The sequence below is a fragment of the Bacillota bacterium genome, from assembly GCA_013178125.1.
Taxonomy (GTDB): Bacteria; Bacillota; SHA-98; order Ch115; family JABLXJ01; genus JABLXL01.
The window spans coordinates 80,015-105,275 of the sequence record JABLXJ010000007.1; the positions used below are offsets into that span (position 1 = coordinate 80,015).

Annotated in this window: 22 protein-coding genes; 18 read left to right on the forward strand and 4 right to left on the reverse strand. The window is 54.4% G+C overall.

The features are described 5' to 3' along the window. Window positions 1–191: 191 nt before the first annotated feature. The 4 genes from HPY71_07935 to HPY71_07950 all read right to left on the reverse strand — a co-directional run bounded on the left by HPY71_07935 (window position 192) and on the right by HPY71_07950 (window position 3,314). Window positions 192–1,238 carry a substrate-binding domain-containing protein gene (locus tag HPY71_07935; GenBank protein ID NPV53439.1) on the reverse strand — a complete coding sequence of 349 codons (1,047 nt, stop codon included), beginning with the start codon at window positions 1,236–1,238 and terminating at the stop codon, window positions 192–194. A 44-nt stretch (window positions 1,239–1,282) separates the two neighbouring features. Continuing rightward, the gene (locus HPY71_07940) at window positions 1,283–1,459 is read right to left on the reverse strand and encodes a hypothetical protein (GenBank protein ID NPV53440.1); all 177 of its coding nucleotides are present in this window, start codon (window positions 1,457–1,459) and stop codon (window positions 1,283–1,285) included. 4 nt (window positions 1,460–1,463) lie between these two features. Continuing rightward, the gene (locus HPY71_07945) at window positions 1,464–2,714 is read right to left on the reverse strand and encodes an ROK family transcriptional regulator (protein NPV53441.1); all 1,251 of its coding nucleotides are present in this window, start codon (window positions 2,712–2,714) and stop codon (window positions 1,464–1,466) included. A gap of 381 nt (window positions 2,715–3,095) precedes the next feature. Next, window positions 3,096–3,314 carry a hypothetical protein gene (locus HPY71_07950; protein NPV53442.1) on the reverse strand — a complete coding sequence of 73 codons (219 nt, stop codon included), beginning with the start codon at window positions 3,312–3,314 and terminating at the stop codon, window positions 3,096–3,098. A gap of 178 nt (window positions 3,315–3,492) precedes the next feature. Between HPY71_07950 and HPY71_07955 the strand changes: the two genes are divergently transcribed. The 18 genes from HPY71_07955 to HPY71_08040 all read left to right on the forward strand — a co-directional run bounded on the left by HPY71_07955 (window position 3,493) and on the right by HPY71_08040 (window position 25,231). Continuing rightward, on the forward strand, window positions 3,493–4,608 hold the full coding sequence (locus tag HPY71_07955) for a GNAT family N-acetyltransferase (GenBank protein NPV53443.1): 1,116 nt from the start codon (window positions 3,493–3,495) through the stop codon (window positions 4,606–4,608). 332 nt (window positions 4,609–4,940) lie between these two features. Beyond that, window positions 4,941–5,537 carry a Uma2 family endonuclease gene (locus HPY71_07960; protein NPV53444.1) on the forward strand — a complete coding sequence of 199 codons (597 nt, stop codon included), beginning with the start codon at window positions 4,941–4,943 and terminating at the stop codon, window positions 5,535–5,537. A 256-nt stretch (window positions 5,538–5,793) separates the two neighbouring features. Further along, window positions 5,794–6,780 (forward strand): CPBP family intramembrane metalloprotease, encoded by a 987-nt coding sequence (locus tag HPY71_07965; GenBank protein ID NPV53445.1) that lies wholly within the window; start codon window positions 5,794–5,796, stop codon window positions 6,778–6,780. Between the two features lie 474 nt (window positions 6,781–7,254). Next, on the forward strand, window positions 7,255–7,656 hold the full coding sequence (locus HPY71_07970; GenBank protein NPV53446.1) for an FMN-binding protein: 402 nt from the start codon (window positions 7,255–7,257) through the stop codon (window positions 7,654–7,656). Window positions 7,657–8,711: 1,055 nt separating this feature from the next. Beyond that, a complete protein-coding gene (locus HPY71_07975) occupies window positions 8,712–9,749 on the forward strand; it encodes a LacI family DNA-binding transcriptional regulator (GenBank protein ID NPV53447.1) in 1,038 nt (345 codons plus the stop codon). Between the two features lie 260 nt (window positions 9,750–10,009). Further along, complete coding sequence (locus tag HPY71_07980) at window positions 10,010–11,005, forward strand: substrate-binding domain-containing protein (protein ID NPV53448.1); 996 nt, start codon at window positions 10,010–10,012, stop codon at window positions 11,003–11,005. An 88-nt stretch (window positions 11,006–11,093) separates the two neighbouring features. Further along, window positions 11,094–12,077: an ABC transporter permease gene (locus tag HPY71_07985; protein NPV53449.1), complete on the forward strand. Its 984-nt coding sequence runs from the start codon at window positions 11,094–11,096 to the stop codon at window positions 12,075–12,077. A 65-nt stretch (window positions 12,078–12,142) separates the two neighbouring features. Beyond that, window positions 12,143–12,967 carry a sugar ABC transporter ATP-binding protein gene (locus HPY71_07990; GenBank protein ID NPV53450.1) on the forward strand — a complete coding sequence of 275 codons (825 nt, stop codon included), beginning with the start codon at window positions 12,143–12,145 and terminating at the stop codon, window positions 12,965–12,967. Window positions 12,968–13,196: 229 nt separating this feature from the next. Further along, window positions 13,197–14,345, forward strand: coding sequence for a methyltransferase (locus HPY71_07995; protein NPV53451.1), 1,149 nt, complete (start codon window positions 13,197–13,199; stop codon window positions 14,343–14,345). 14 nt (window positions 14,346–14,359) lie between these two features. Beyond that, window positions 14,360–16,369, forward strand: coding sequence for a glycoside hydrolase family 31 protein (locus tag HPY71_08000; protein NPV53452.1), 2,010 nt, complete (start codon window positions 14,360–14,362; stop codon window positions 16,367–16,369). A 228-nt stretch (window positions 16,370–16,597) separates the two neighbouring features. Beyond that, window positions 16,598–17,329, forward strand: coding sequence for an LmeA family phospholipid-binding protein (locus tag HPY71_08005; GenBank protein ID NPV53453.1), 732 nt, complete (start codon window positions 16,598–16,600; stop codon window positions 17,327–17,329). Between the two features lie 69 nt (window positions 17,330–17,398). Further along, complete coding sequence (locus tag HPY71_08010; protein ID NPV53454.1) at window positions 17,399–19,510, forward strand: hypothetical protein; 2,112 nt, start codon at window positions 17,399–17,401, stop codon at window positions 19,508–19,510. A gap of 53 nt (window positions 19,511–19,563) precedes the next feature. Further along, the gene (gene csaB / locus HPY71_08015; protein NPV53455.1) at window positions 19,564–20,796 is read left to right on the forward strand and encodes a polysaccharide pyruvyl transferase CsaB; all 1,233 of its coding nucleotides are present in this window, start codon (window positions 19,564–19,566) and stop codon (window positions 20,794–20,796) included. 11 nt (window positions 20,797–20,807) lie between these two features. Further along, window positions 20,808–21,506, forward strand: coding sequence for a WecB/TagA/CpsF family glycosyltransferase (locus HPY71_08020; GenBank protein ID NPV53456.1), 699 nt, complete (start codon window positions 20,808–20,810; stop codon window positions 21,504–21,506). 215 nt (window positions 21,507–21,721) lie between these two features. Beyond that, a complete protein-coding gene (locus HPY71_08025) occupies window positions 21,722–22,555 on the forward strand; it encodes a transketolase (protein NPV53457.1) in 834 nt (277 codons plus the stop codon). Then, a complete protein-coding gene (locus HPY71_08030) occupies window positions 22,548–23,564 on the forward strand; it encodes a transketolase family protein (protein NPV53458.1) in 1,017 nt (338 codons plus the stop codon). Before HPY71_08025 ends, HPY71_08030 begins: the two co-directional genes overlap by 8 nt. A 112-nt stretch (window positions 23,565–23,676) precedes the next feature. Beyond that, entirely contained in the window at window positions 23,677–24,363 is a 687-nt protein-coding gene (ftsE, locus tag HPY71_08035) for a cell division ATP-binding protein FtsE (GenBank protein NPV53459.1), read from the forward strand. Next, on the forward strand, window positions 24,353–25,231 hold the full coding sequence (locus HPY71_08040) for an ABC transporter permease (GenBank protein NPV53460.1): 879 nt from the start codon (window positions 24,353–24,355) through the stop codon (window positions 25,229–25,231). The genes ftsE and HPY71_08040 overlap by 11 nt, the downstream gene beginning before the upstream one ends. Window positions 25,232–25,261 lie beyond the last annotated feature (30 nt).

Genomic DNA, 25,261 nt, shown 5'->3' on the forward strand with positions numbered 1-25,261 from the left:
TCGCGCCCTTTCTCGGTGTTTCCCCGGAGGGGTCATGGTCGGTTTCCCTGGAGGGGTGGTGGTCATCGGAGGGGGGTAGGCCCCCCTCCGGATCAAGCAACAGCTTATTAAATCAATCAGCGGTTACCAATTGATTACCAACCGTCAATCAGAAGTCATCAATCGCCAATCAGGAAGCAGCCGTTATTCCATTACTGGAAGAGCTCATCTAGTTCCTTCTGGCTATACCACGAGTTCACATAGTAGGAATCCGCCCAGTCTTTGTACTGCTTGTAGATCTGATCGATGTTCTTGTTGTCTACTATGAGGTTGGGCCTGGTGTAAATGACATGGCCATTGACCAGGACCTCGGGTTTGAGCTTCTTGCCCTGGAGCAGGCGCAGGCCGACCCCCAAGGCGATATTGACATATCCGGGCGGGTTCACGATTCCGAAGGTGGAAAAGCCCTGCTTGTCTTTCATTTCCTTCCATTTCTTGATGAAGGCGACCTGGGTTTCCCCGGTTACCACCGGCACCTTCCTGCCTGCGGCTTCAAATGCTCTGATGATGCCCAGGGTCATCCCATCCTGGGTCAGAACCCCGTCGATCTTGGGGAAGGAGGCCAGCAAGTCACTCATCACCTGCTGGGCCGCAGCCTGGTCCCAGTTCCCGTTGGCCTTGGCCAGGAGCTTGATATTCGGGTATTTGGCCAGCACCTTCTCCGCAGCCTGATCCCTCTGAATATTGCCCGGCTGATCGGCGATCCCGCTGATGTAGACGATATTTCCCTTGTAATTGAGTTGTTTGCAGAACCATTCCGCCAGCGGGGTCATCCACCAGTCCTGATTCATGTAGATGTCCAGGACCTTGGGGTTGTCAATGGGCATGTCGTAGACAACAACCAGGATCCCCGCTTCCTGAGCTTCCTCGATAACAGGGTTCAGCGCGGTGGAGGAGTTGGGGTTGATGAGGAGAAGATCGACCCCGCTCGCGATCAGGTTCCGAATCTGCGCGATCTGGGTGCCAACGTCCGGCCCCGCGTTTTGGATGATGAGCCTATCCACCAGCCCTTGCTTCTTGTAAAATTCGAACTCTTGGTGTAAGCTCTCGATCATCTGGACCCGCCAGCTGTGGGTAAATGGACCGTTGCTGAGGCCAACAGTGTACGGCGGCCCGCCCTTTTTGGCAAAGGCGGTAAAAGAAAGAGCCAGAACCAACATGAGCGTTACCAACAGTATTCTCAAAAACCACCGCTTCATTTCCTTCACTCCCTCGTAAGTCTTATGGCTATTCTCCCCTGTGGCTACTCTGGATCGATCCCCGCATAGGCACTCTGCTCTGGTGCCCGCTGGCACTCGCTGATGCCCGCCGGCCCTCGCCGGCCGATGGCGTCCTCACCAATGACACCTTCACCAATGGCATCTTCACCTTTACCTCTTCCCGGGATCACCTTCCCTTCTACACATGCGTACGAGTACATATGCCTATAGAGCGAATCTAGCCTGAGCCAACCGGCTGGCAATGGCGGATTCAGGCTGTTCGTGCTCATTCCGGAGCGCAAGCAATGCCGGGCCGAGTATGGCATAATTCCCCCTATTCTCCCCGAGCATGATCCTGGTTCTCCTGACCCCTCTCCGGGGCACGGACCGGTCCACCATTTCTATGATGGGATCGAGCAATACCTCCCGTGCCTGCGCCATCTCCCCCTGGACGATTACAAGCTCGGGATCAAAGAGGGTGATGAAAGTAGCTAGAGCGAGACCGATATACCTTCCGGCATGGTTGATCGCCCGGCAGGCCAGTTCATCACCGTCTAAAGCCGCCTGAGCAACCATGTTGATTGTAACTATATCAAGGTTTCCATTGCATAGATCTCTCATGCGGCTAGACGTTCCCCTCTCTAGCTCGGAGACGACGCGCCTGACTATCGCGCGCCCACCCGCCATAGCTTCAAGGCACCCATAATTCCCGCACACGCACCTCGGGCCATCCTGATCCACAATAATATGCCCTATTTCCCCGGCCATTCCATTCATGCCCCTGTAGAGCTCCCCATTGAGAAAAACACCGCACCCTATACCGGCATCCACATGGATGATCAAAACATTATCCACCCTCTGGGCTGGCCCCGACATCTTCTCTGCAAGGCTCTCAGCCCGCGCATCATTTTCCATTACAACTGGAAGCCCTAGTTTTCTGCTAATTATTGAACCAACGTCGGCGCCCTCGAGGAATGGGAAGTGGGGCGAGAAGAGCAATCTGCCAGTCTGGGTATCTACAACCCCGTGAACGCCCAGACCTATAGCAGCGATCTTCGTCCTCTCGATCCCGGCCCTGTCGGTTCCAGCTCTATAGATTACCTCATCGATAAACCTCAAGATATCGCTTATGACTCTTTCCGGTGAAGCCCAGACACCGAAATCCGAAGTAGGTTTCTTATATGCCGCTACAATATTTCCCCCTAAATCCACGATGCCCCCCTGGACATAGTCGCTCCTGATCTCCAAGCCCACAACGTAGCATACGTCAGAGTTCAAGTAGAGATATATGGGCCTCTTGCCACCCTTGCTGCTAGCCTTGCCCACCCCTTTTTCGACGACAATTCCTTCTTCAATTAACATCGAAACAATGTTTGAAACCGTCCCAGGGGTAAGCCCAGTTATCCGGCTTATATCAGCCCGTGAAACCGGCTGATTCGTCCGTAAGCATTCCAGGATGATGCTCCTATTCACCATTCTTGATAACTTCGCGCCACCAAGCACCCGGATATCATCCTCTTCAAGGCGTCTCAGATAACCTCGATATATGGCGATATATGATTAGTTTAAGAGATAAACTTACATACCTGGGAAAACGGTGAGCCAAAATGATGTGGTATTAGGTCAAAATATAATGAGATAATCGGGTGGAAGCCCGTTATTTCTATCGCCGTGCACCTAAACGGGCCTAAGGTTCATAGACCTCTGGTTCATGGTAAGTTCATTCATTACGGTTATTATTATTACAACTACGACAAATGTTCATAAAATCCTTCTATCGAAAGAAAATTTTGGAGATGGGAACCTTCTTGCCTGATGAGGACTTCCGCCGCACCGATGCAGACGAGGTAAGGAAGCTTAAGTTTCCCGGGCGAGTGCTCGAGCCATTGTCGGGCTGATGGCCAGCACTGCCGGCACCGGCCCGTTCAACCGTCGCTCCTGACGCATGCGTCGGCGGTTGGCATGCCACAGGCGCCAGGTGACCCTCAGGAGAAAAAGCAAGCGGCGCGGGCTTGAACGCCCCCACATCCACAATGCCGATCTGAGCAGGCTCCCTATGCCCCTCTCCCGTCCCATTTCATAGCCTCCCCGCTGTCCTTGAATCCATCGCCATTGAATCCGTCGCCAGGCGGCAACAGGTCGAATCATGGTGACATGCCGAATCATGTCCCAGGATTTTTTGGCCGAGCACAGAATATCTTATCGGGCAGGATTCGTCAAGATTGATATTCGTGCGCCCCTGGGGGAACGCGTAGTGCCAACAGGCAGCCGGTTTATAATGAGGGAACTTACACAAAGTGACGTAACATTGATAGCCGAGGTAACCCGAAAGGCGTTTTCAGAACCATATTATATTCAGTCTGGTTTACCTCAGTCAGGCGCGGTCTCGGAGACCAACGAGGAGATCATAAAAGACCTGGTAGGAGGCAGCCGTGCCTTTATTCTCTACCTCGACCAGGGGAAAGACGCCAGGCACCTGAGGCCAGCGGCCATTATACGTATCAGGCCATATTCCCCGGATGGCTGGCTCCTGAGGCGCTTTGGCGTCCTCCCCGATTATCGAGGACAAAGTTTCGGGACAATCCTTCTCAATCTAATAGAAAAAGAGGCAAGAAAGGTAGGGGTAAGGCGCCTCACGCTCTATTGCGTTCCGGAGCGCCTCCTTATTCCATACTATCAGCGCCGCGGATTCAGGGTGACCAGCATCGTGCCGCACGCCGAGAAACCCCTTACGGTTGCCACAATGGAAAGGGAATTGTCAGGGGATGCCCCTTCAGGAGATGCTCTCTCGGAAGCCCCAGAAGTCGCACCCGGCACGCTAGCGGTTCCTGACTGGGACGTCATGCCCGGAGGCGGCCTGTATATCCTGTGGCTCTATCTGCCTGAAACCCGAACAATCTATATCGGAAAACCGGGAGAACACCTATTTAATAAGGGAATATACGCCTATATCGGCTCAGGTAGCAGGAATCTCCCGCACCGTTTGCGGCGCCACTGGACAGGAGCTCAGCATATTCACTGGCAGATAGACCGGCTCCGGGCCGAGGCCGTCCCGATCGGCATCGATATCCTGCCGTATCCAGCCCTGGAGTCCAACGATAAAGGGACGCCTGCCCCAGCCCCCAATGCCACCCCCAGTACCATCAGATATTTTTCTGACATTTCTTCACCTTCAGAATGTGATCTTGCCCATGCTCTGTCCACGGTTCCCGGGGTAAACAGATTCATACCTCATTTTGGTGCGAGCGATTGCAGATGCGCTGGGCACCTCTTCCATGTGTCCCAGGATTCTCCCGCCTATAGTCTACCTCGTTCCTGGGAACAGAGGCTTCTCTGTTTTTACCGGGACAGTCTTCTACCGGGACGATGATGTTACGTTTATCTTACTATCCTGCCCATTCAGTTTAACTCAATCGTGTTACTTTATCCCTAATTTACCAGCATTGTCGACTCCAATCTTACGGTATTTTATTAGCTCATACACCTGTTAGCCCACAACAACATGGGGAACATACATGGTCATTGACGGTCCTATCCGGCAATGGTAAAATCAGGGTAGACGCCCATGCCGCCTTCAGCGGCACCAGCAGGGAATGAAAATGGCCTTAGCTGGGGTAATGTCTATTTTCTAGGTAGAGTATGGATATATGGATATTGGTATGGTCCTCGAGAAATGAGGTGGGCATGATGAAAGATCCTGAAATGTTGCGCGAGACTGCCCTCAAATATATACCGCATGAGATACGCCTTACATACGACGATTATTGCCGGATACCATCTGGGGAGCGATATGAACTCATAGAGGGGGCCCTGAGGAGGATGGCTCCAGCGCCAAGCGTATTTCACCAGGAGATATCGAAACGTCTCGGAAGGCTGCTGTTGGAGTGGATTGAAGACAACAATCTCGGGAAGGTATATTATGCCCCTATTGATGTTGTATTGAGCCAGCACGACGTTGTCCAGCCAGACCTACTCTATATATCGAAGGAACGCCTCGGAATCATCCATACTGCGAACATCCAAGGCGCGCCCGATCTTGTTGTGGAGATACTATCGCCCAATACGGCGGAATGGGACCGGGAGACCAAACGCCGGATCTATGCACGTTACGGTGTACGTGAGTTGTGGCTGGTGGACCCGGATGGCCGGAGTATCGAGGTGGCTATACATAATGGTCGCGAGCTTGCCACGCTGCAGGTTTACCCGCCAGGCACAACAATGGAGAGCAAGCTCCTGGCTGGTTTTGCCTTGGAGGTAGACAACCTCTTTCGTAGCACGCATGAGGTGCGGGATGAATGAAGATGAATGAAGTGGATGTGCTCCAAGTATTGCTATATGTGTACCACGTGGCCATATACATTCCTCAATATATTCCTCTGGGAAGGTTAGAATAATCCGAGAAAGCGTAAAGAAACAGTTCCAGGCAGTTCCAGGGCATCCATGATAGGGGGAGAGGAATGCCGTCTGACATCCCTCCTCCAGACTGGGGGTACCGCTTCTGATGAACAAGGCTATGAGCGAAGGGCTCGCTTCTTCTTCGAATCCGAACAGCTCTATGGCGAACAGTTCCATGAATAGAGGGCTGGATAGAAGACGCATTGGACTATATGTGGCGTTTTCCTTCGGAATCGCTTGGGCCAACGCACTCGCCATTCACCAAACCGGCGGGCTTGTGAGGAGCCCCGAGATTATCCCGGGAACCGGACTCACGATGGCAATGGTATTGTTAGCGACAGGCTACATGTGGGCGCCGGCGCTCGCGCATATCCTCACGCGAGCTATCACTCGCGAAGGGTGGCAGGGCATGTTCCTCGAACCCAGGTTCAGGAAGGGCTGGCCATACTGGCTTGCCGGCTGGCTTGCGCCTGCCATTTTGACGTTGGCTGGAGCCATTGTGTTTTTTATGATTTTCCCGCGCTATTTTGACCCATCCCTCAAGATAGTGAAGGACATGATCATGAGGGCTGAGAGGGTATCGGGACGGCCGGTTCCAATCATCCCGTGGATGATGGTCGTATTTCAGGCGGCGCAGGCGGTTCTAATCGCCCCGGTCATCAACGGCCTCTTTACCTTTGGCGAGGAATTCGGTTGGCGGGCTTACCTGCTACCCAAACTACTGCCGCTCGGAGGGCGGAAGGCTTCCGTTTTAATGGGCATGATCTGGGGGGCGTGGCACTGGCCCATAATAGCCATGGGGCACAACTACGGCCTCGACTATCAAGGCGCTCCGTGGCTTGGGATGTGCGTGATGGTATGGTTTACCCTTGTGGTTGGCACGTTCCTCGGCTGGATCACGTTGCGGGGCGGCAGCGTGTGGCCTGCAGTTATAAGCCATGGCGCCATCAATGGGATAGCCGGCATAGGGATCCTGTTTATAAAGGGCCGCCCGAGCTCGCTGCTCGGCCCGATGCCTACTGGTATAATAGCGTCGATCCCGTGGGCCCTGCTGGCGGCGTGGATATTCCTGCGCCGCGGTGCGCTGGAGCCAGGGCCGTCTGCCGCTCTCGGCGCTCTCGGGATAAAACGCGGACGGGTGGTATAGTGATATAGTGGTAGAATCAGTCGTATACTGAGCCTCCCCACGGCTAAAGCCGGGGGGTTCCGGCACCCTGTCGCCTCTCCCGGGCTCTCGCCGTCCCCTTGCGGGTAGGCTACACCATCCCGGGCCCTAGCGACATTCGTTTCCGGTTGCAGGCGAGTCGCTCTAACCCCTAGTGGGGTGGCTAAATAGCTCTTGCGACTTACTTACGCCCGATGCCGCCTGCAGGAGCGGCTCCACAACCTCCGACCGATGGTCGGCGCATCGGGCCAAACCTTGGCACCTTGAAGATTTTACGCAGCAAAGGCTTCCTTGCTGCAACCTCCTATCTTCAGTTTTCAAGGTGCTAGGCAGATTATACCATATTTTACATGGAAAAGCAACGGGAGAACCGCCTTATCCCCAGCCCCGAAGGGCGGGGCTTGCGGCGGCTAGATTCTGGTCAGAGGGGAACCAATAACCGGAGGTCGGGTCTAGATGAAAAGACGATTTCTAATTGGGATTATTTCTTTGATTATCGTGATCGGCGGCGCAGGCACCATATTTATGGCGCACAACTCCGGTGAGTTCAGAAAAGTAAGGAACATGCCGATCAATGAGGTTGATCTCTCTAGAGTTTCAGATGGCACTTATGAAGGGGACTTTAGCTACGGGAGATTCACCTACGTGGTAGAGGTCATTGTGAAGGATCACCGGATTGAGAATATCAAGATTCTCAAAAATAGGGATACCGGACACGCAAAGAAGGCCGAAGGTGTTATCAAAAGGGTGATACAGGCACAGTCGCTGAAGGTGGATGCCATAACAGGCGCAACGACAACGAGCAAGACTCTCCTGAAAGCAGTTGAAAATGCCTTGGCGAAGGCCATCTCGCAGTGATTCTGCGATAGTGATTCTGCGGTAACGCAATGGTCCTGCGATAACGCAGTGGTTCTGCGATAAATGAATGGAGAGCTCGACCATGGGTTACTGTTACCTCAAAGGGGCCAGGAGAAGGCCACATGAACGCTTGAACTTACGGAACTCAATTGGAACTCAACACCGGGCAGCTCTGGAGGCAGATCTAGGGTACCAGGCAGCTTTCTATTTATTCTTTACTCTGCGCCGGGTCTGTTACTATAGATAACAGATAACGAAGCTCAAACTTGAACCAGGCACAGAACATATGCAGAGCGCCGGCAACGGCGAAGCAGCGCGTTCATTGAACTTTGGACTTGGTTATCTATAATACGTCCACTGATACGTCGTAGCCGCTCGGGGCTGCAGAGAAATCTGGTAGGGTGACTCACCCTCTATCCTGAAAATAACCTCCATCGAAGCTGAGGGACCCGGGAGGAGGGGGTTCACGCCACTTCCTACTACTACGAAAATAGTCTTCGGCCCCATTTTCGATGCTTCGATGGTGCCGGCCGAAAGCCAACATGGGAGACTGCCAAGAAATTTGGCAGATTAACTCCTGGGTGCGGCAAAACTGCCAAGTTTCTTTGCACCTTTATGCGCGACCTGCCAAGGATATTGGCACTTTCACCTTTGACCGGGGCAAACTGCCAAGAATATTGGCAGGATGAGCGAGTGACTGCCCAGAATCTTGGCATCTTCACGTACAACCTGCCAAGAAAGTTGGCAGTGCGCATGATTGGGCTTGGGCGGATGTCCGGAGAGCAAAAATCATCGGGACTTATGAGGCGAAGTGCTAGAAAAGAGGCTCCAGGTTTGAACGGGGCCTCTTTTTTGATTGGATTCCTTGGGTCAGTACATTGGGGCGGTAGGGAATTCAGAATTTATTGTGTCAATTAGGAGGAATTTTCACTTCAATGTAGAATAACAAGTACTAAGATGCAAATCGGTTTGCACAAACCGATTTGTAAATATGGCGCTGGTGATAAAGTATTTGAGTGGGTTGTAATGAAACATTTGAGCAGGTATTGATGCCTATGGTTACTATCAGGGATGTCGCACTGAAAGCGGGTGTAAGTAAGACTACAGTATCTCACGCCTTGAGCGGCCGGCGACCGGTCGCCGAGGAAACCAGGGCCAGGATCGCCCGGGCCATCGACGAGCTCGGCTATCAACCCAATAGCACGGCTCAGAGCCTCGCGACAAGGAGGACAGGAATCCTCGGGATGGTTTACCCGTTGCCGGAATTGGGCGGTTCCGACCTGGCGGCGGTTGAATTCATCTTCAGCGCTGCGGATAGAATGGCCTCCGCTGGATATAAGTTTCTCCTGTTGACAACGGCATATGAGGATACACAAGAACTTCTGAAGGTTGTCCGTGGCGGGCATGTGGACGGGTTGATCCTTATGGAAATTAGGTTGGCAGATGAGCGTGTGCGCATGCTCCGTGAGGAGGGTTTCCCCTTTGTCATGATTGGCAGGTGCAGGAGCAATGCCGGGCTCGACTATGTTGATATCGATGCATCGTCGGCCATATATGAGGGGACAAAACACCTCATCGGCTTGGGGCACAAACGTATCGCATTTATAGGTATTTCGCCGTGGGATTTCGGCTATACGCAAAGGGGTCTGCTCGGATATAAAAAGGCATTGAGGGACGCCGGCCTCTCTTATGATAATATCCTGGTCAGGGCTTGCCCATATAGAGAGGGTCAGGGACGCAAATTGATAAAGGAGCTTTTGGGTGCCAGTAGGCCGTTTTCAGCTGTTATCACATGCGGGGATTTGACGGCTGCAGAAATTACGGGGGCGCTGCGGGAAGAAGGCGTGAAGGTGCCAGACGATATGTCTGTAATAAGCTTTGGCAATTCCCCTCTTTGCACGTTTACGATCCCCCCTTTGACAGCTCTAACGACTCGCGCGAGGGAAATGAGCGAGATCGCTGTTGATATGCTTATACGGAAGCTCAGAGGCGAGTCTCTCAAACGACACCAGGTTCTGTTGAGACCAGAGCTGGTGATCAGAGGGACCACCGGGCCGGCACCTCATGATGTAGCATACCAAGCAGTCCAGTAAAAACGAGGGTGGGTAACCGTGCCATATGCAGTGGCACCAGCGAAGGAAGAAGATACCGTCATAATATTGATTTGATCCAAATTCTTAAGCTTAGCTTTCGGAAAACTACAACGGGTTCTCCTGAGAAAGGCATGGATGGAGTAAAGGGGGGATTGCCATTGAGGGGAGATTAGTGGTGTTTAGCTCACCAATAAGTTCGAATTATATTAAGGCGGTTAAGACTATTAGTTAGACCGTGATACTACAGGGGAGGGAGAATAGTGCGAAGAGCGTTACTTTGGATAATAGCGTTGACAATGGTTATATCGTTGGTAGCAGTGCCCGTTAGCGCAACTACAAACGAGGCTGGAATGAAGAAGTTTAAGGATATAAGAATACGCTTCTTTGTCGGAGGAGATCCAGGGGATGCTTTTGCTTCAATAGTCTACAAAGGGGCAAAGGATGCTGAAAAAGCCTTAGGCGTAAAAGTAGACTATGTTTTCTCCGGTTGGAATGTCGAAAAAATGGTAGCGCAATTGAGAGATGCAATTGCAGCACGGCCTGATGGCATCGCTATGATGGGCCACCCGGGCGATGAAGCTATCATGCCGTTGGCCGAACAAGCATATAAAGCAGGAATTATAATGATGTATCAGAACGTTGATGTGCCAAAGGTCCGGAGGAGATTTGGAGGTGGTTACGTCGGTGCTGATCTAGCGAGCCAAGGTAGAGCGTTGGGTGAAAAAGCTATAGAAATGTTTAACCTGAAGAAGGGTGATAGAGTAACCGTCTTTGGTGCATGGGGACAGCCTGGTCGCTTTTTTAGGGAAGAAGGGACAGCAGTTGCATTTGAGAAAAAAGGAATTGTTGTAGATCGGATCGTCTCCCCGCCAGAGGCAGCTGCCGCACCAGAGCTTTTAACTCCACTCGTAACAGGCCAACTTCTAGCCCATCCTGAGACCAAGCTGATAGTCTTCTCCGGTGGACAGAACCTCGGAGCTGCGCCAACCTATATGGAGGCAGCTGGCAAGAAACCAGGAGAGGTTAAATGCATCGGCTTTGATGTCAGCCCTGCGGTTATAGACGCCTTTAAGAAGGGATATGTCCAGCTAACAGCCGACCAGCAGCCATATCTCCAAGGCTATCTCCCGGTACTCAGCATAGCTCTTACTAGGGCATACGGTTTCGCCCCCATAAGCTTTGATACAGGTGCAGGGTTTGTAACCAAAGAGAACTATAAAGATGTTGCGGCTTTGGCTGAAGCCGGAATCAGATAAGTCTATCAAGAAGGCAAAAATTGCAGTTGCCTGGCTCGTACTTTCAGCGGGCCAGGCCTACTTTCATGAATAGTGGGAGTTGATTATTTTGAACGAGGTTGTGGTTAAGGACCCTACTATCAAAAGGAGAGTCATCAAGAACAAGACAGAAATATCGGTCATCTCTGCGTTCGCTATACTTATGATTGTGTTCCTATTTGCAAATCCTCGGGTATTCTTGAGTTATAATGCCTATACAGCCGTTTTCACTACGCTCCCCGTAACAATTATCCTGACCGTTTCAGCCGTGTTCATGGTGGCTAGTGGTGAGATGGATTTATCTTTTCCATCAATAGTCGGGGTGTCGGCCTGGGCGTTTGCAGTTGTAACCAAAGGAAGTGGGAACCCCTTCCTGGGATTGATTATCTCTTTGATCGTTGGTTCAAGTGCCGGATTACTTAACGGGTTATTGGTTACAAAAATACAACTCTCTTCACTAGTATCGACATTAGGAATGAATTTTCTTCTTAGGGGCCTTATCATGATCGGGACTCAGGGACTCGGAATCCCGTTGGTATTCCTCAAGGATTCTGCTTTTTATAGGATATTTGTCGGCAGGGTTGGATCGTTTCCCGTTCAAATGATATGGGGCATTGTATTTGCCCTCGTTGTTTGGTTCATCTTTAATCGGCACAGGTATGGAGCTCACGTCTGCTTCATTGGAGACAACCTGATGAGTGCAAGGGAAATGGGGATCAAGGTAGACAGGGTTAAGATTCTCACATTCGTGCTAATGGGATTCGCTTCTGCCTTTGCCGCCGTGCTAATCTGCTTAGTAAATCTAATTTTCTGGCCCACTGCAGGAGATGGCTATCTGCTGATAATATTAGCTGCAGTCTTCTTGGGGGGAACTCCGACATGGGGAGGCATCGGCACTATCATCGGAGGTATTGTCGGGGCATTTATTCTAGGCTTTTTGGAAACCGGGATCATAGCGTCCGGCCTTACCGGGTTTTATACGCAGTTCTTCTATGGTTTGATCCTCATCCTTTCCCTTATAAGTCATAGGTTTACAGGGCTAGCGAGGAAGTAATTCTTCGACGGCGTTGGCTTATTGAGCTTATTAAAGTGGGGTTTAAAGCTATCTCAGGAGGGGACATGGTTATGGATCCATGCGAGGCATTGGTAAAAATGGCACGCATCCGCAAATCGTTTGGGCATGTGGAGGCGCTGAAGGGGGTGGACTTCGAGGTAGGCTACAACGAGATCATCGGTCTCCTCGGCGATAACGGCGCAGGCAAATCCACGCTGATAAAGGTCCTCACGGGAGTCCACAGACCGGATGAGGGGGAGATATACTGGAAAGGGGAGAGGCTGGAGAATTATTCTGTGGCGAAGGCCAGGGAGCTCGGGATCGAGACCGTTTTCCAGGACAGGGCCCTCTCAGAGCAACACACCCTCTGGCGAAACATCTTCATGGGCAGGGAGATAACCAACCGGTGGGGCTGGATCGATGTAAAGAGGGAAAAAGAAGAGACTGAGAGATTGATGAGGGAGATAATGGGCTTCACCTCATCCGCAGTGGCAGCCGACACGATAGTCGGCAACATGTCCGGCGGGGAGAAACAGGGTGTGGCGATTTCAAGGGCCCTTTACTTCAAGGCGGACCTCATCATACTGGATGAGCCCACCACCGGTCTTTCGCTCTCCGAGACCCAGAAGGTGCTCGGCTTCATTGAGGGGATCAAGAAACAGGGGAAGGCCTGCATTTTTATAAGTCATAACATCTACCATGTCTACCCGGTGGTGGACAGGGTTGTTGTGGTCGACCGGGGGAGGGTGGTTGCGAATTTCATGAAGTCCGAGATATCCCTGGAGGAGCTGGTGAATAAGCTATACCTGGTTGCAAGGTGCGGCAGTATGAATGGCGGTGCGCCCATAAACAATGGATCTGCCGATGGCTTGCAATCAGCGATGCCTTGACGGCCTGAACATTTTTGTCTCAGTTACTCCTACCCCAGGTGCTCTCAAGATGTAACGCAGGCGGTGCCTCAACTGTCGAGAAGAAATTGATGCCGAGAAGAAATTGACCGGATAACCAGATGGAATGAAAGGGGAATACATAATAACAATGACTTCTCGAGAGAGAGTGTTAGTAGCGCTCGAACATCGTGAGCCGGACCGGGTGCCTATTGATTTAGGTGGAACCTGCATGAGTGGGATCATGGCTGAGGCCCTGCACCGGCTGCGCCGGGAGCTCGGTTTGGAGGAGGGAATAGTAAAAGTTTACGATGTCTTTCAAATGCTCGGGGAGGTAGAGCTTGATCTAGTGGAAAGGTTTCACGTAGATGTCCTTCCAGTTGAGCCTCCGGCCCTTTTCTTTGGTATTAGACGTGAAGACTATAAACCATGGCAGCTTTTTGATGGTACCCCGGTCCTTGTTCCCGGTGACTTCAATGTGGAAATCGGGGCCGACGGATCCTGGCTCCTGCATGAGGGTGGGAAACCTAGCGCGCCTGTGGTGGGTAGAATGCCAAAGGGCGGGTATTACTTTGAGGATTTGAGCCTCCTGCAGCGAAGCGATGACGTGGAGCGACCCAGGCTTGAGGATCTACGAGAGCAATGTTCACTTACTGACGAGGAACTCATGGTTATGGCGGAAAGGGCTGCATACCTCCGAAGTCACACTGATAAGGCTCTCGTCGCCGGTTTCTGGCTTAAATCCGGCCTTGGCATCATCGGAAGCCTAAACAATTTCCTCCTCCTGATCGGGCTTGACCGCGAATATGTTAAGGAATTTCTCCACGCCAAACATGAAATCATCATGGAAAACCTCAAGCGACTCTGGCGAGCTATCGGTGACAATATAGACGTTGTAGGGTTGGAGGGTTTTGATTTCGGGACCCAAAGAAGCGAGTTGATTTCCCCGTCAGACTTCTACGAACTCTACATACCTTACTATAAAGAGCAGAACGCCTGGGTGCATGAACATACACCCTGGAAGACCTTCCAGCATTGTTGCGGCTCGATCACGAAGATTCTGCCGATGTTGGTGGAGACAGGCATCGATGCCTTGAATCCCGTTCAGTGCACGGCTGCGGGGATGGACCCGGTTTGGCTGAAGGACCAGTTTGGATCCCACCTTACCTTTTGGGGAGGGGGCGTTGACACCCAGTCCGTTTTGCCTTATGGCTCCCCTGAAGAGGTGCGGGCGCAAGTAAGAGATAGGATCCGCATCTTTGCTCCCGGCGGGGGATACGTGTTTTGCCCGGTGCACAACATCCAGTATGGTGTCCCTGCTGGAAATATCGTTGCTGCCTATGAGGCTGCCTATGAATATGGGCGGTACCCTGTGGTGTGAATGGAGGGGAAAATGTGGATAGTGTATTTGCAATCGAAGCGAACCGTCTCATACGGGAGTATGACGGCGAGAAGCTTTGGGTGGAGCCCTGGGGCGAAAACAGCCTGCGCGTCCGCTGTACGAGGGAGGCACAGATGCCTGTAGACAGGGATTGGGCCCTTTTGCCGCAACCGGAATGCAAGGCTGAGATCAGGATAGATGGGAATGGGAAACGCGCATCAATTAGCAATGGCAGGCTTACCTGCCGGATCAACGAATACGGTTTCGTTAGGTTCGAAAACGAAAAGGGAGAAGTGCTGTTTGCTGAACGCTGGCAGGATAGGCAGGACATGAGCAATCATATATCACTTATGATTCCCGGGCGAGAGCTCAAACCAATTCCGGGCGGCTCCTATCGTGCGGTGGTGCGGTTCGAGGGGAATGAGGCGGAGAGGTTCTATGGCCTCGGGCAGCGCCAGGAGCCTTTTTTGAACCTAAAGGGTTGCGAGCTCGAGCTAGCGCAGCGTAATTCCCAGGCGAACATACCATTCGCGTTGTCCAGCCTGGGCTACGGATTCCTGTGGAATAATCCGGCCTACGGCCGCGTGTCGCTGGCTCGAAATTGTACTCAGTGGGTGGCTGAGGTGACTCCGCTGATCGACTACTGGGTCACTGCGGGAAATACTCCCGCTGAGATAGTCGAGATGTATACGCAGGTCACCGGCCGTGTGCCGATGATGCCTTACTTCGCCTCGGGTTTTTGGCAATGCAAGCTGCGCTACCACAACCAGGAGGAGTTGCTTGGAGTTGCGAGGGAATATAAGCGCAGGGGCCTGCCCATCTCGGTGATAGTGATTGATTTCTTCCACTGGCCGCAACAGGGCGAGTGGCGCTTGGATCCCAAATACTGGCCAGACCCTGAGGCAATGGTAAAAGAGCTCAAGAGCATGGGCATCGAGCTGATGGTTTCAATATGGCCTACTGTCGACCCGCGCAGCAGCAACTACAGTGAGATGAAGCGCAAAGGCTATCTTGTGCACACCGACAGGGGCGTTCGTGTGCAGATGATATGCCTAGGGAACGAGGTGTTCTTTGATGCCACCAATCCCGGCGCGCAGAGATACGTATGGAATAAAGTAAAAGAGAACTATTTCAAATATGGTATAAGGGTGTTCTGGCTCGACGAGGCTGAACCCGAATTCACCGTTTACGACTTTGATAATATACGTTACTATCTAGGCCCGAACCTCGAGGTCGGTAACATATACCCGGTGTTGTATGCCAAGGCCTTTTATGACGGCATGACCGAAGAGGGTATAACCGATGTCATAAACCTCGCCCGTTGTGCGTGGGCGGGGAGCCAGCGCTACGGGGCCGCGGTATGGTCCGGCGATATCCATTCCAACTTCCCGACTCTGCGCAAGCAGGTCTGCGCAGGTCTTAATATGGGCCTTTCCGGTATTCCGTGGTGGACCACAGACATCGGCGGCTTTTTCGGTGGCGATCCGAATGACCCGAAGTTCCGGGAGTTGATTATTCGTTGGTTCCAGTATGGTGCTTTTTGCCCGCTGTTTAGATTGCATGGCTACCGTTTGCCGACAGGTGAGGGTACTGAGGGCGAGGATACCGGCATGTTCGACTTCAATACATGTGGGCCAAACGAGGTATGGAGCTTCGGCGAGGAGGCTTATGAGATCATAAAGGGCCTGTTGTTCATGCGCGAGAGACTGCGTCCCTATATAATGGAACAAATGGAGCTCGCCCACGAGAAGGGCACCCCGCCAATGCGCCCGCTATTCTACGACTTCCCGGAAGATAGGGAAGCATGGAATATTGAGGACGAGTTCATGTTCGGTCCGGACATTCTGGTCGCGCCGGTGCTTTACGAAGGCGCAAGATCGAGGAGAGTCTACCTGCCTGTTGGGGCAAAGTGGAAGGAGGCAAATACCGGCCGCTTCTACGAAGGCGGCCAGTTCATCGAGTGTGACGCCCCTCTGGAGATCATACCGCTTTTCTTGAGGAATGGGGCAAATCTTCCCATATAGTCAGATATACTCAGAGAATGGGAGCCACCGGATACTTACCGGTGGTTCTCTGCGCTAATGCCGGCCTGCTTCAAGATATCTTCTGTCACCACCGCGTTTAAGACAGTTAGTTCCGCCTCCATCGCCCTCGTCCTGGTCGTATTACAAAGTCAAGTTGCCCAGAGGGCACATCAAGTGGTATGATGTATAAGGAACCCAACCTTAAGCAGGGGTGGACTGGGCTTGATTATGAGACAGAGCCTTATCCTTGCCGTCCTGGTCTTTGTAGTTCTTATCGCGACCTTGATCGCGGCGGCACAGGTATGGATCCCCGGCGTCGTTGAGAGGCGGATCGTTGCCGGGATAGAGGATAGCGTTGATAGCGTGGAGAGCCTGCACGTCAAGGTGAGGTCGTTTCCGGCTGCGCTGATCCCCCTCGGGAGGATCGATGTCCTCGAGATCGATGCGTCGCGCGTCAAGATCAAGGACCTCTTGATCCAGAGAATATTCCTGGACGCAAGGCATATTCAACTTGACACGCGCGAGGCGTTCTTTGGGCATGAGGCGAGTGGGGCAGGGTCTAGGTCTGGGTCTGGGCCTGCGGCAGGGGCCGGGGCTGAGACCGGGACTGAGACAGGGGCTGCTAAAGGCGGGGCCGGCACGGCCAGGGCTAATATCCCGTTAAGATTTGTGAGGAACGGGCATGTAACTGTTATACTCGCCGAAAAGGATATAAATGATTATTTCAAGCGCCAAGATGGAATACTCAAGATTTTATCCGTGAGGCTGAGACGAAACTATGCGACTGTTTCAGGGTCTGTGCCTTTATTAGGGGGCACGCTCGACCTGGAGCTCGAGGGCAGGTTCGATGTCGATGGTAAGACCCGAATAAGATATGTGATCAATAGGTTCCTCGTGCAGGATATCACCGTCCCCAAGTTTATACAAGACCAGCTGTTCGGGGGCTTGATTTATCCATAGATTTAAAGGACCTGCCTGTGCCCGTCACCGTACGAGGCATAAAGGCGGAGGACGGGGAGATCTACGCCTTTGGGACCATTCCTTGAAGGAGATGGGTCGGTCGTGAGGAAAATCTGGATCGGGATCGTATGTATTGCTCTTATCGTCGCCATTTATGTGGGCGCTGGTCGCTGGATGGTGGAGCGGGCGAACAGGACGGTTGAATTTACTATGGACTATGATGAGGCCCTGGCCCTGTGTAGGGGGAATGGCTATCCTTTTGAATTGTTCCTTGAGAAGGCAAAGGAGGCCGGGATCTCGTCCTTTGCTCTGCGGGAAACCACCGTGGGCAGGATGGCCGAAGAGGGAAGCCTCCACGTATTCACGGGCAGGGAGATCATGGACTTTGAGCGGGTCGCCGGCGTCAAGAATAAGACCCTTAGGCGGCTCATTGCTGAAGGGCGCATCCTGCCGGGCCATACGTATATTTTGCCGGAGAACAAGGCTGTCTATGAGAACCTGAAGGCCCTTCTCGCGGTGCGGCTCGAGGGCGAGCGTGTCCTGTTCCATGAGTCAGGCGGCCTGGGTGTCATTGAGCTCGTGCGAGGTCTCGATGATACCCTCGCGTTGAACCTCGGTATGCCGAGGGGGGCCATGAGACTCCTACGTCACGCCGGCCTCGGTGTTATCCCGAGGTTCATGAATTATGAAGGATTAACCCCATCTAAGATTGCTTATTTCCTCAACAGCGCTGAGGATTTTGGCCCGTTGACGGTGGCGATTTTCGACGGGGACCAGGTCCTGGGCTACAGGGACCATATAGGGGATGTGGCCCGCGAGCTCTCGGATCGGGGCATCTCCTTCGGGCGTATTGAATTTGCAAAGCAAAAGGGCGATACCTCCCTGGCCAGCGCCCTCCGCATGAATGTCATACGGGTGCATAGCATCACAAAGGGCGAGATGGAGAATATCCCTGAGGATACGGCGATAGAGCGGTTTGTCAGGGCCGCTCGGGAGCGCAATATGCGGATCCTCTACATCCGGCCGTTTCTGAAGCGTGAGGGGTCCGAGAACCTTATTCACAAGAATCTGGATTATATATCCCGCCTGAGGTCCGCGGTCGCGGCGGCCGGCTTTACGCCGGGCGTGACAAAGTCTATGGGGACTTACTCTCCAGGCGTCAAGACGTTTCTGGCCCTCGGGGCGGGGATCCTGGCCGGCGGGCTCCTGCTGCTCGAGCGCCTGGGATACGCCGCTTATGTGAAACCTGTGTTCGAGGTGGCTCTCCTGGCCCTGGGCCTGCTATGTTACGGTCTCCTTGGCGTGGTGGGGCGCTTTACGCTCGCACGGCAGGCCTTCGCGCTGGGGGCGGCGGTCGTTTTCCCGGGCCTCGCGGTTATCAGGGTCTTGAACCCGGGCCCAAGCCTAAGTCCGAGCCCAAGCTCTACAGGGTGGGGACATAATGGGCGTGCGGGGGAGGATTCCGGGCTCGTGGGACGCGCCCTCGTTTTATGGCTTGGAGCGACAGGCGTTTCCGTGGCTGGCGGCCTTCTGCTGGCGGGGACGTTGAGCTCGACCGCTTTCATGCTGCAGGTGGACCAGTTCACGGGGGTCAAGGTCATGCATGTCCTGCCGCTGCTCCTGGCGCTGTTGGTCTACTGGCGACGCTGGGGAAGCCCGGGTGGGACGTGCATGTCAGGCGTGTCAGGCGATATACAGCGCCTGGGGGACGAGCCCGTCCGGGTCAAACACCTGGCGGCGCTCGCTATTATCGGCGTCCTGGGGCTCATATATATCGGCCGGACGGGCAATGCCTTTGGCGTCCCTGTATCGGGCGTAGAGGAGCATATGAGGACCTGGCTCGAGAGGGTGATGATTGCGAGGCCCAGGACGAAGGAGTTCCTCATCGGTCACCCATCCATGATTTTGGCCGCTATCATGGTTTTAAAGCGGGATAGGAGGTATCTCCTCCCGTTTGCGTTGCTCGGGGCGATTGGCCAGATTTCAATGGTAAATACCTTCTCCCACCTCCATTCGCCGCTTGCGGTGACGCTCCTGCGCACATTCAATGGCCTTGTGCTGGGGGCGGTGATCGGGGTGATTCTAGGATTGGCGTATCTCGCATACTTCGCGCCCCGCGCCGGGAAGGGCGGGATCGAGATAGGGGTAGAGACTGAAACCAGGGGGCGGGGGCAGGGGTGAGGATGAGGTAGAGGTAAGGATGAAGCAAGGATGAGGGTGGAGCAGGGGTGAGGATGAAAAGGTTCGTCATATCAGGATATTATGGCTTCGCCAACACGGGGGACGAGGCTATACTGGCTGCTATCATACAGCACATAAGGGAGATCGAGCCAGACGCTGATTTCGTTGTCATCTCAGCGGACCCGGCGTCGACGCGGAGGGAACATAGTGTCCGTGCGGTCGCGCGCAATGACCTGCCTTCCATAGTGCGCGAGCTTGCGGGGGCTGATCTCCTTATAAGCGGCGGGGGCGGGCTTCTGCAGGATGCGACGAGCTCCCGCTCGATACCATACTACCTCGGTATCGTCCTGCTTGCGAAGATGCTTCGGGTTAAGGTCTTTTTTTATGCGCAGGGGGTTGGACCTATAAGAGGGCGCCTTGGACGTTATCTGGTCAGGCTCATCGGGAATATGGTGGATTCCATCACTGTGCGGGACGAGGCCTCTTGTAGCCTGCTGAAGGAGCTGGGAGTGAGAAGGCCCATGATAAGGGTTGTGGCAGACCCCGTTCTGGGGCTGGCGGTGCCCCGGTTCCCTCCCGGGCCCCAGGCTCAATCTTCCGGGGCCAGTCAAGTTTTTGAAAATGAGGGGAATACTAGATTGTATCCTGCGGGGCGCCCTGCAGCGCCAGTCATCGGAATTGTGGTCAGGCGCTGGAAGTCGTTTGCTCGGTACCAGGATGCCATCGTGGAGTTTGCGTGCGAGCTTTACAGGAGAGCCGGCGCTCGGTTCCTGTTTATCCCATTTCACTACCCGGGCGATCTCGAGCTCAGCAGGGAGCTGGCTCAGAGGATCAGGGGGGCGATCAGCGGGGCAGGTGGGGTAGGTGAGGCATGTGGGTCAGGTGAGATAGGTGGGACAGGCGCCGGGATCGACCTGGGGATCATCGAGGAATACCGCGGGCCGGAGGCCGTCCTGGCCGCGATCCAGGGGGTTGACCTCCTGGTCGGCATGAGGTTCCACTCTCTTGTATTTGCAGCGCTGGTGGGGACGCCTTTCGTGGCGATATCCTATGACCAGAAAGTGGATTCATTTCTTTCGCTTTTGGGGGAGGAAAAAGCAGGGGATGTGGAGAATATCAACAAAATGTGCCTGGTAGATAGGACCATGGAGATCCTTATGCGTGGGACCGGAAGGGGCACGGCCCTGGCGGAGAGGGCCAGGGCCCTCGGAATGAAAGCGAGGGAAGCGGCACGGCTGGCAGTAGAGCTGATAGAGACACCGTCGAGATCCTGGGCTGCCCCGTAGATGTCGTCGATATGAATGCGGCCCTCCTGAGGGTTCGCGATATGGTGGCCGCCGGCGGGGCTCACCAGGTCGTGACGCTGAATGCCGAGATGGCGGTGCTTGCCACGCATGATGCGGATTTTGGCGCCGTTGTGCGGGCGGCCGATATGGTGGTGCCGGATGGCGCGGGCGTCGTATGGGCTGCAAAGGTGCTCGGGCGCAGGCTCCTGGCCCGTGTAGCGGGCTATGACCTGATGCTCGGGATTGCCGGGCTTGCGGCGGAGAGGGGCGAATCGGTTTTTCTCCTCGGCGGCAAGCCCGGCATAGCCGATATGGCCGGGGAGGCGCTCCGTGCGCGCTACCCCGGGCTGCGCATGGCCGGGACCCACCATGGATATTTCGCCGAGGATGAGTCCCATGCTATTGTGGATGCGGTGAAAAGGAGCGGCGCTACCTACCTTTTCGTAGCCCTCGGTGCGCCGAAGCAGGAGAAATGGATCGCGGAGCACAAGGCGGCCCTCCTGTCCTCGGGGGTGAGGGTATGCATGGGCGTCGGTGGTAGCCTCGACGTGCTCGCCGGCGTGGTTGCGCGGGCCCCGGACTGGATCGGCAGGATGGGCCTCGAGTGGCTCTACCGGCTGGTGACCCAGCCCAGGAGGGCCAGGAGAATGTTCGCCCTCCCCAGGTTTGTTTACGCTGTGCTATTAGCACGGTTAAGGGGACACGATTGAGGGCGAGAGATTGAAGGAGAGAGATTGAAGGAGAGCTTGAGGCTTGAAGCCCGGGGTCGAAGGCTAGACAAAACTCTAGATAAGGCTGAGGTTGGAAACTAGATGAGATGTTGAGAACTAGATAAGAAATTAGATAAGAACTAGATAAGACTAAGATATAGAAATAGCTAGGAGGAGGCGATTCCGTGGCCACTTATGATGATTCACTTATCGCTATGATCGAAGAAAAAGCGAGGAGGATCCGGGTCGATATAATCAGGGCCATCGGCGAGGCGGGGTCGGGTCACCCCGGGGGGTCCCTGTCCTGTGCGGATATCCTGGCGGTGCTCTATTTCCACGCAATGCGGATAGATCCCAAGCGGCCAGACTGGGAGGACAGAGACAAGTTTGTCATGTCAAAGGGCCATGCAGCCCCTGCGCTCTACGCTGCTCTCGCCGAGGCTGGGTACTTTCCTGTGGAGGAGCTCCTGACGCTGCGGAAATTGGGAAGCCGTTTGCAGGGACACCCTGATATGAAGAAGACCCCTGGCATCGAAATCTCCACAGGTTCACTTGGACAGGGGTTGTCAGCCGCGAACGGCATGGCCATTGCTGCTAAACTCGACAAAAAGGATACCAGGATCTATGTCCTGCTGGGGGACGGCGAGCTCGAGGAGGGGCAGGTATGGGAGGCTGCCATGACCTCCGTCCACCGGAGGCTGGATAATCTCATGGCCTTTGTGGATTACAATGGCCTTCAGATAGATGGCAGCATCGAGGATGTAAAATCCCTGAAGGCGGTTGGTGAGAAGTGGCGCGCTTTCGGGTGGCATGTCATGGGTATTGATGGTCATAATATCCGCCAGATCATGGCCGCGATAGATGAAGCCAAACAGATAAGGGGCAAGCCGACCGTGGCTGTGGCAAAGACAGTCAAGGGCAAGGGAGTAGCCTTTATGGAGGGTGGGGTCGACTGGCACGGCAAGGCACCCAGCCGGGACCAGGTTTACAAGGCCCTGGTGGAGCTGGGCGAGAGGATCGTAGATGGAGGAGGCGTTGTAAATGGCTGAGGCCGGCGAGGTCAAAGGCGAGGTTAAAGAGGTCAAGAAGGTGGCGACGCGCACCGCGTATGGCAAGGCCCTGGTCGAGCTCGGGAAGGTCAACCCCAACGTTGTGGTCCTCGACGCCGACCTAGCCAAGTCCACCAAGTCGGGAGACTTCATGAAGGCGTTCCCTGAAAGGTTCTTCGAGATGGGGATCGCGGAGCAGGATATGATCGGCACGGCGGCAGGCCTCGCTGCAGCCGGGAAGATACCCTTTGCCAGCACGTTTGCTGTATTCGCTGCCGGTAGGGTTTTCGACCAGGTGAGGCAGGAGATCGGGTATACGAAGCTCAATGTGAAGATAGGCGCAACTCACGCCGGCGTAACTGTAGGGGAGGACGGCGCGTCTCACCAGTCGGTCGAGGATATAGCCCTGATGAGGGCGATTCCAAACATGACGGTGATAGTGCCGGCCGATGCTGTAGAGACGCAAAAGGCGGTTTTCGCCGCAGCCGAGTATCACGGCCCCGTCTACCTCCGCATGGGGCGCGAGGAGGTTCCCGTCATCTTCGATGAGGATTACCAGTTTGAGATGGGCAAGGCTGTAACCCTGCGCGAGGGTAATGATGTCACCATAATCGCCTGCGGGGTCATGGTGGCCCCGGCCCTCGAGGCCTCGGATGAGCTTGCGAGGGATGGAATCTCCGCCCGTGTCTTGAACTTGCACACCATCAAGCCGGTCGACCGCGAAGCTATAGAGGCTGCGGCGAAGGAGACGGGCGCGATCGTTACGGCCGAGGAGCATAACATCATGGGCGGCCTCGGGAGCGCGGTTGCCGAGGTTGTTGTCTCGACGATGCCTGTGCCGGTGGAGATGGTGGGGATTAAGGATGTCTTCGGGCAGTCCGGCAAACCCGCTGAACTCCTGGAGCATTATGGGCTGACGAGCGGGAATATAGTCGAGGCTGCGAAGAGGGCGATCGCGCGCAAGGCCGCGCCGGCCCCATCACGCTCCCGCCGGTCGCGGAGGCAGTGATCGCGGATGGTGGTCTGTAGGCGGGCGATCGTGGCGGCGGCACCAGGGTGGCGTTGGAGATGCTGGAGATGCTAGAGATGTTGGAGATGTGGCGATATCGGAGTGATGATATGTGATACGACTGCACAGCGTATCAAAGGTCTATTCCAATGGGGTCGTCGCCCTGGCGGGCGTCGACCTCAGGATCGGACGTGGTGAGTTCGTATTTCTCGTTGGGCCGAGCGGTGCTGGCAAGACCACGTTCATGAATATGATCATCCGCCACGTCTTGCCCACGTCAGGCCAGGTCATCGTCAATGGTAAGAATGTGGTGCGCTTGAAACCATGCGAGGTCCCTTATTTGAGAAGAACCATCGGCACCGTATTCCAGGATTTCAAGTTGCTGCCCAACAAGACGGTTTACGATAATATAGCCTTCGCCCTACAGGTGACGGATGCCCCCGGGCGCGAGATTCGAAAGAGGGTCCCGGCTGTCCTGGATGTGGTTGGGCTCGCGGATAGGGCCAATGAGCTGCCACACCAGCTATCCGGCGGCGAACAACAACGCGTCTCGATCGCCCGGGCGATCGTGAATTCCCCGACAGTCCTCCTGGCGGATGAACCAACGGGCAACCTGGATTTTGATACGTCCTGGGGGATAATGGAGCTTCTCTCGAGGATAAACGAGCGCGGAACGACTGTGATCATGGCCACTCATAACAAGCTCATCGTCGACCGCATGAAAAAGCGAGTGGTAGAGATCGACAAGGGGAAGATCGTGAGGGACGAGTCTGAAGGAGTCTACGGACGTGAGGTTTAGGACATTCTGCTATTTCTGGTCAGAGGCCTTGCGGAGCATAAGAAGAAATGTCAGCCTGATCTCGCTCGGGACCATCGCCGCGTCCCTTTTCATCCTCGGGGCGTTCTTCCTCATCATCTTGAACCTGAATCATTTAACCGATACCCTCACCTCGAGGATCGAGATACGGGTATTCCTTAAGGACGGGACGAGCGACAGGGACAGAGATACCCTGGAGGCGAGGATCAAGTCCCTTGGCGGGATCAAGACGATCGATTTCATCAGCAAGGAGGAGGGATTAAAGAGACTCAGGGAACAACTGGGGGATGACGGGGGTATCCTCACAGCCGTGGATCTCAATCCGCTCCCTGATGCGTTCAGCATCAAGGTGGTCAAGCCGGAGTCCGTGAAGGTCCTCGCGAGTCGGATAGCCAGGCTCCCGGGCGTGGAGTCCGTGAATTACGGGCACGGGCTGGTCGAAAGGCTTTTTGCCCTTATAAGGGCTGTATGGGTGATCACCCTGGCACTATCGATCATATTTATTGGCGCAATCATAATGATTATAGGTAATACGATAAGGTTAACGCTCATAGCCCGCCGGCGCGAGGTGGAGATCATGAAGCTGGTTGGCGCCACGGATTGGTTTATCCGCTGGCCATTTTTGCTGGAAGGGATGCTTGTCGGCCTGATTGGCGCCGGCGTATCCGCCGTACTGCTATATTTTCTCTATGGCTATGCAGTGAGGCGTTTCATGAACGCACTCCCTTTCATCCCCATCATAGCGAGCGAGGTTGCGCTGAAACAGCTATGCGTGGGTCTTCTCGGGGGTGGCGCCGTGATGGGGGCCGCTGCAAGTGTGATCTTCCTTCGAAGATATCTCAGGGCTTGAGCCAGGCCAGCTTTCAGGTTAGCTCACAGG

Coding starts and splice junctions, on each gene's coding strand:
- HPY71_07990 (NPV53450.1), top strand. CDS start 12,143: ATGGTTATGGATCCATGCGAGGCATTGGTAAAAATGGCACGCATCCGC.
- HPY71_07965 (NPV53445.1), top strand. CDS start 5,794: ATGGCGAACAGTTCCATGAATAGAGGGCTGGATAGAAGACGCATTGGA.
- HPY71_08025 (NPV53457.1), top strand. CDS start 21,722: ATGATCGAAGAAAAAGCGAGGAGGATCCGGGTCGATATAATCAGGGCC.
- HPY71_07945 (NPV53441.1), bottom strand. CDS start 2,714: ATGGTGAATAGGAGCATCATCCTGGAATGCTTACGGACGAATCAGCCG.
- HPY71_07940 (NPV53440.1), bottom strand. CDS start 1,459: ATGTACTCGTACGCATGTGTAGAAGGGAAGGTGATCCCGGGAAGAGGT.
- HPY71_08005 (NPV53453.1), top strand. CDS start 16,598: ATGAGACAGAGCCTTATCCTTGCCGTCCTGGTCTTTGTAGTTCTTATC.
- HPY71_07960 (NPV53444.1), top strand. CDS start 4,941: ATGTTGCGCGAGACTGCCCTCAAATATATACCGCATGAGATACGCCTT.
- HPY71_07970 (NPV53446.1), top strand. CDS start 7,255: ATGAAAAGACGATTTCTAATTGGGATTATTTCTTTGATTATCGTGATC.
- HPY71_08020 (NPV53456.1), top strand. CDS start 20,808: ATGAATGCGGCCCTCCTGAGGGTTCGCGATATGGTGGCCGCCGGCGGG.
- HPY71_07935 (NPV53439.1), bottom strand. CDS start 1,238: ATGAAGCGGTGGTTTTTGAGAATACTGTTGGTAACGCTCATGTTGGTT.
- HPY71_07995 (NPV53451.1), top strand. CDS start 13,197: ATGAGTGGGATCATGGCTGAGGCCCTGCACCGGCTGCGCCGGGAGCTC.
- csaB (NPV53455.1), top strand. CDS start 19,564: ATGAAAAGGTTCGTCATATCAGGATATTATGGCTTCGCCAACACGGGG.
- HPY71_07950 (NPV53442.1), bottom strand. CDS start 3,314: ATGGGACGGGAGAGGGGCATAGGGAGCCTGCTCAGATCGGCATTGTGG.
- HPY71_08030 (NPV53458.1), top strand. CDS start 22,548: ATGGCTGAGGCCGGCGAGGTCAAAGGCGAGGTTAAAGAGGTCAAGAAG.
- HPY71_07975 (NPV53447.1), top strand. CDS start 8,712: ATGGTTACTATCAGGGATGTCGCACTGAAAGCGGGTGTAAGTAAGACT.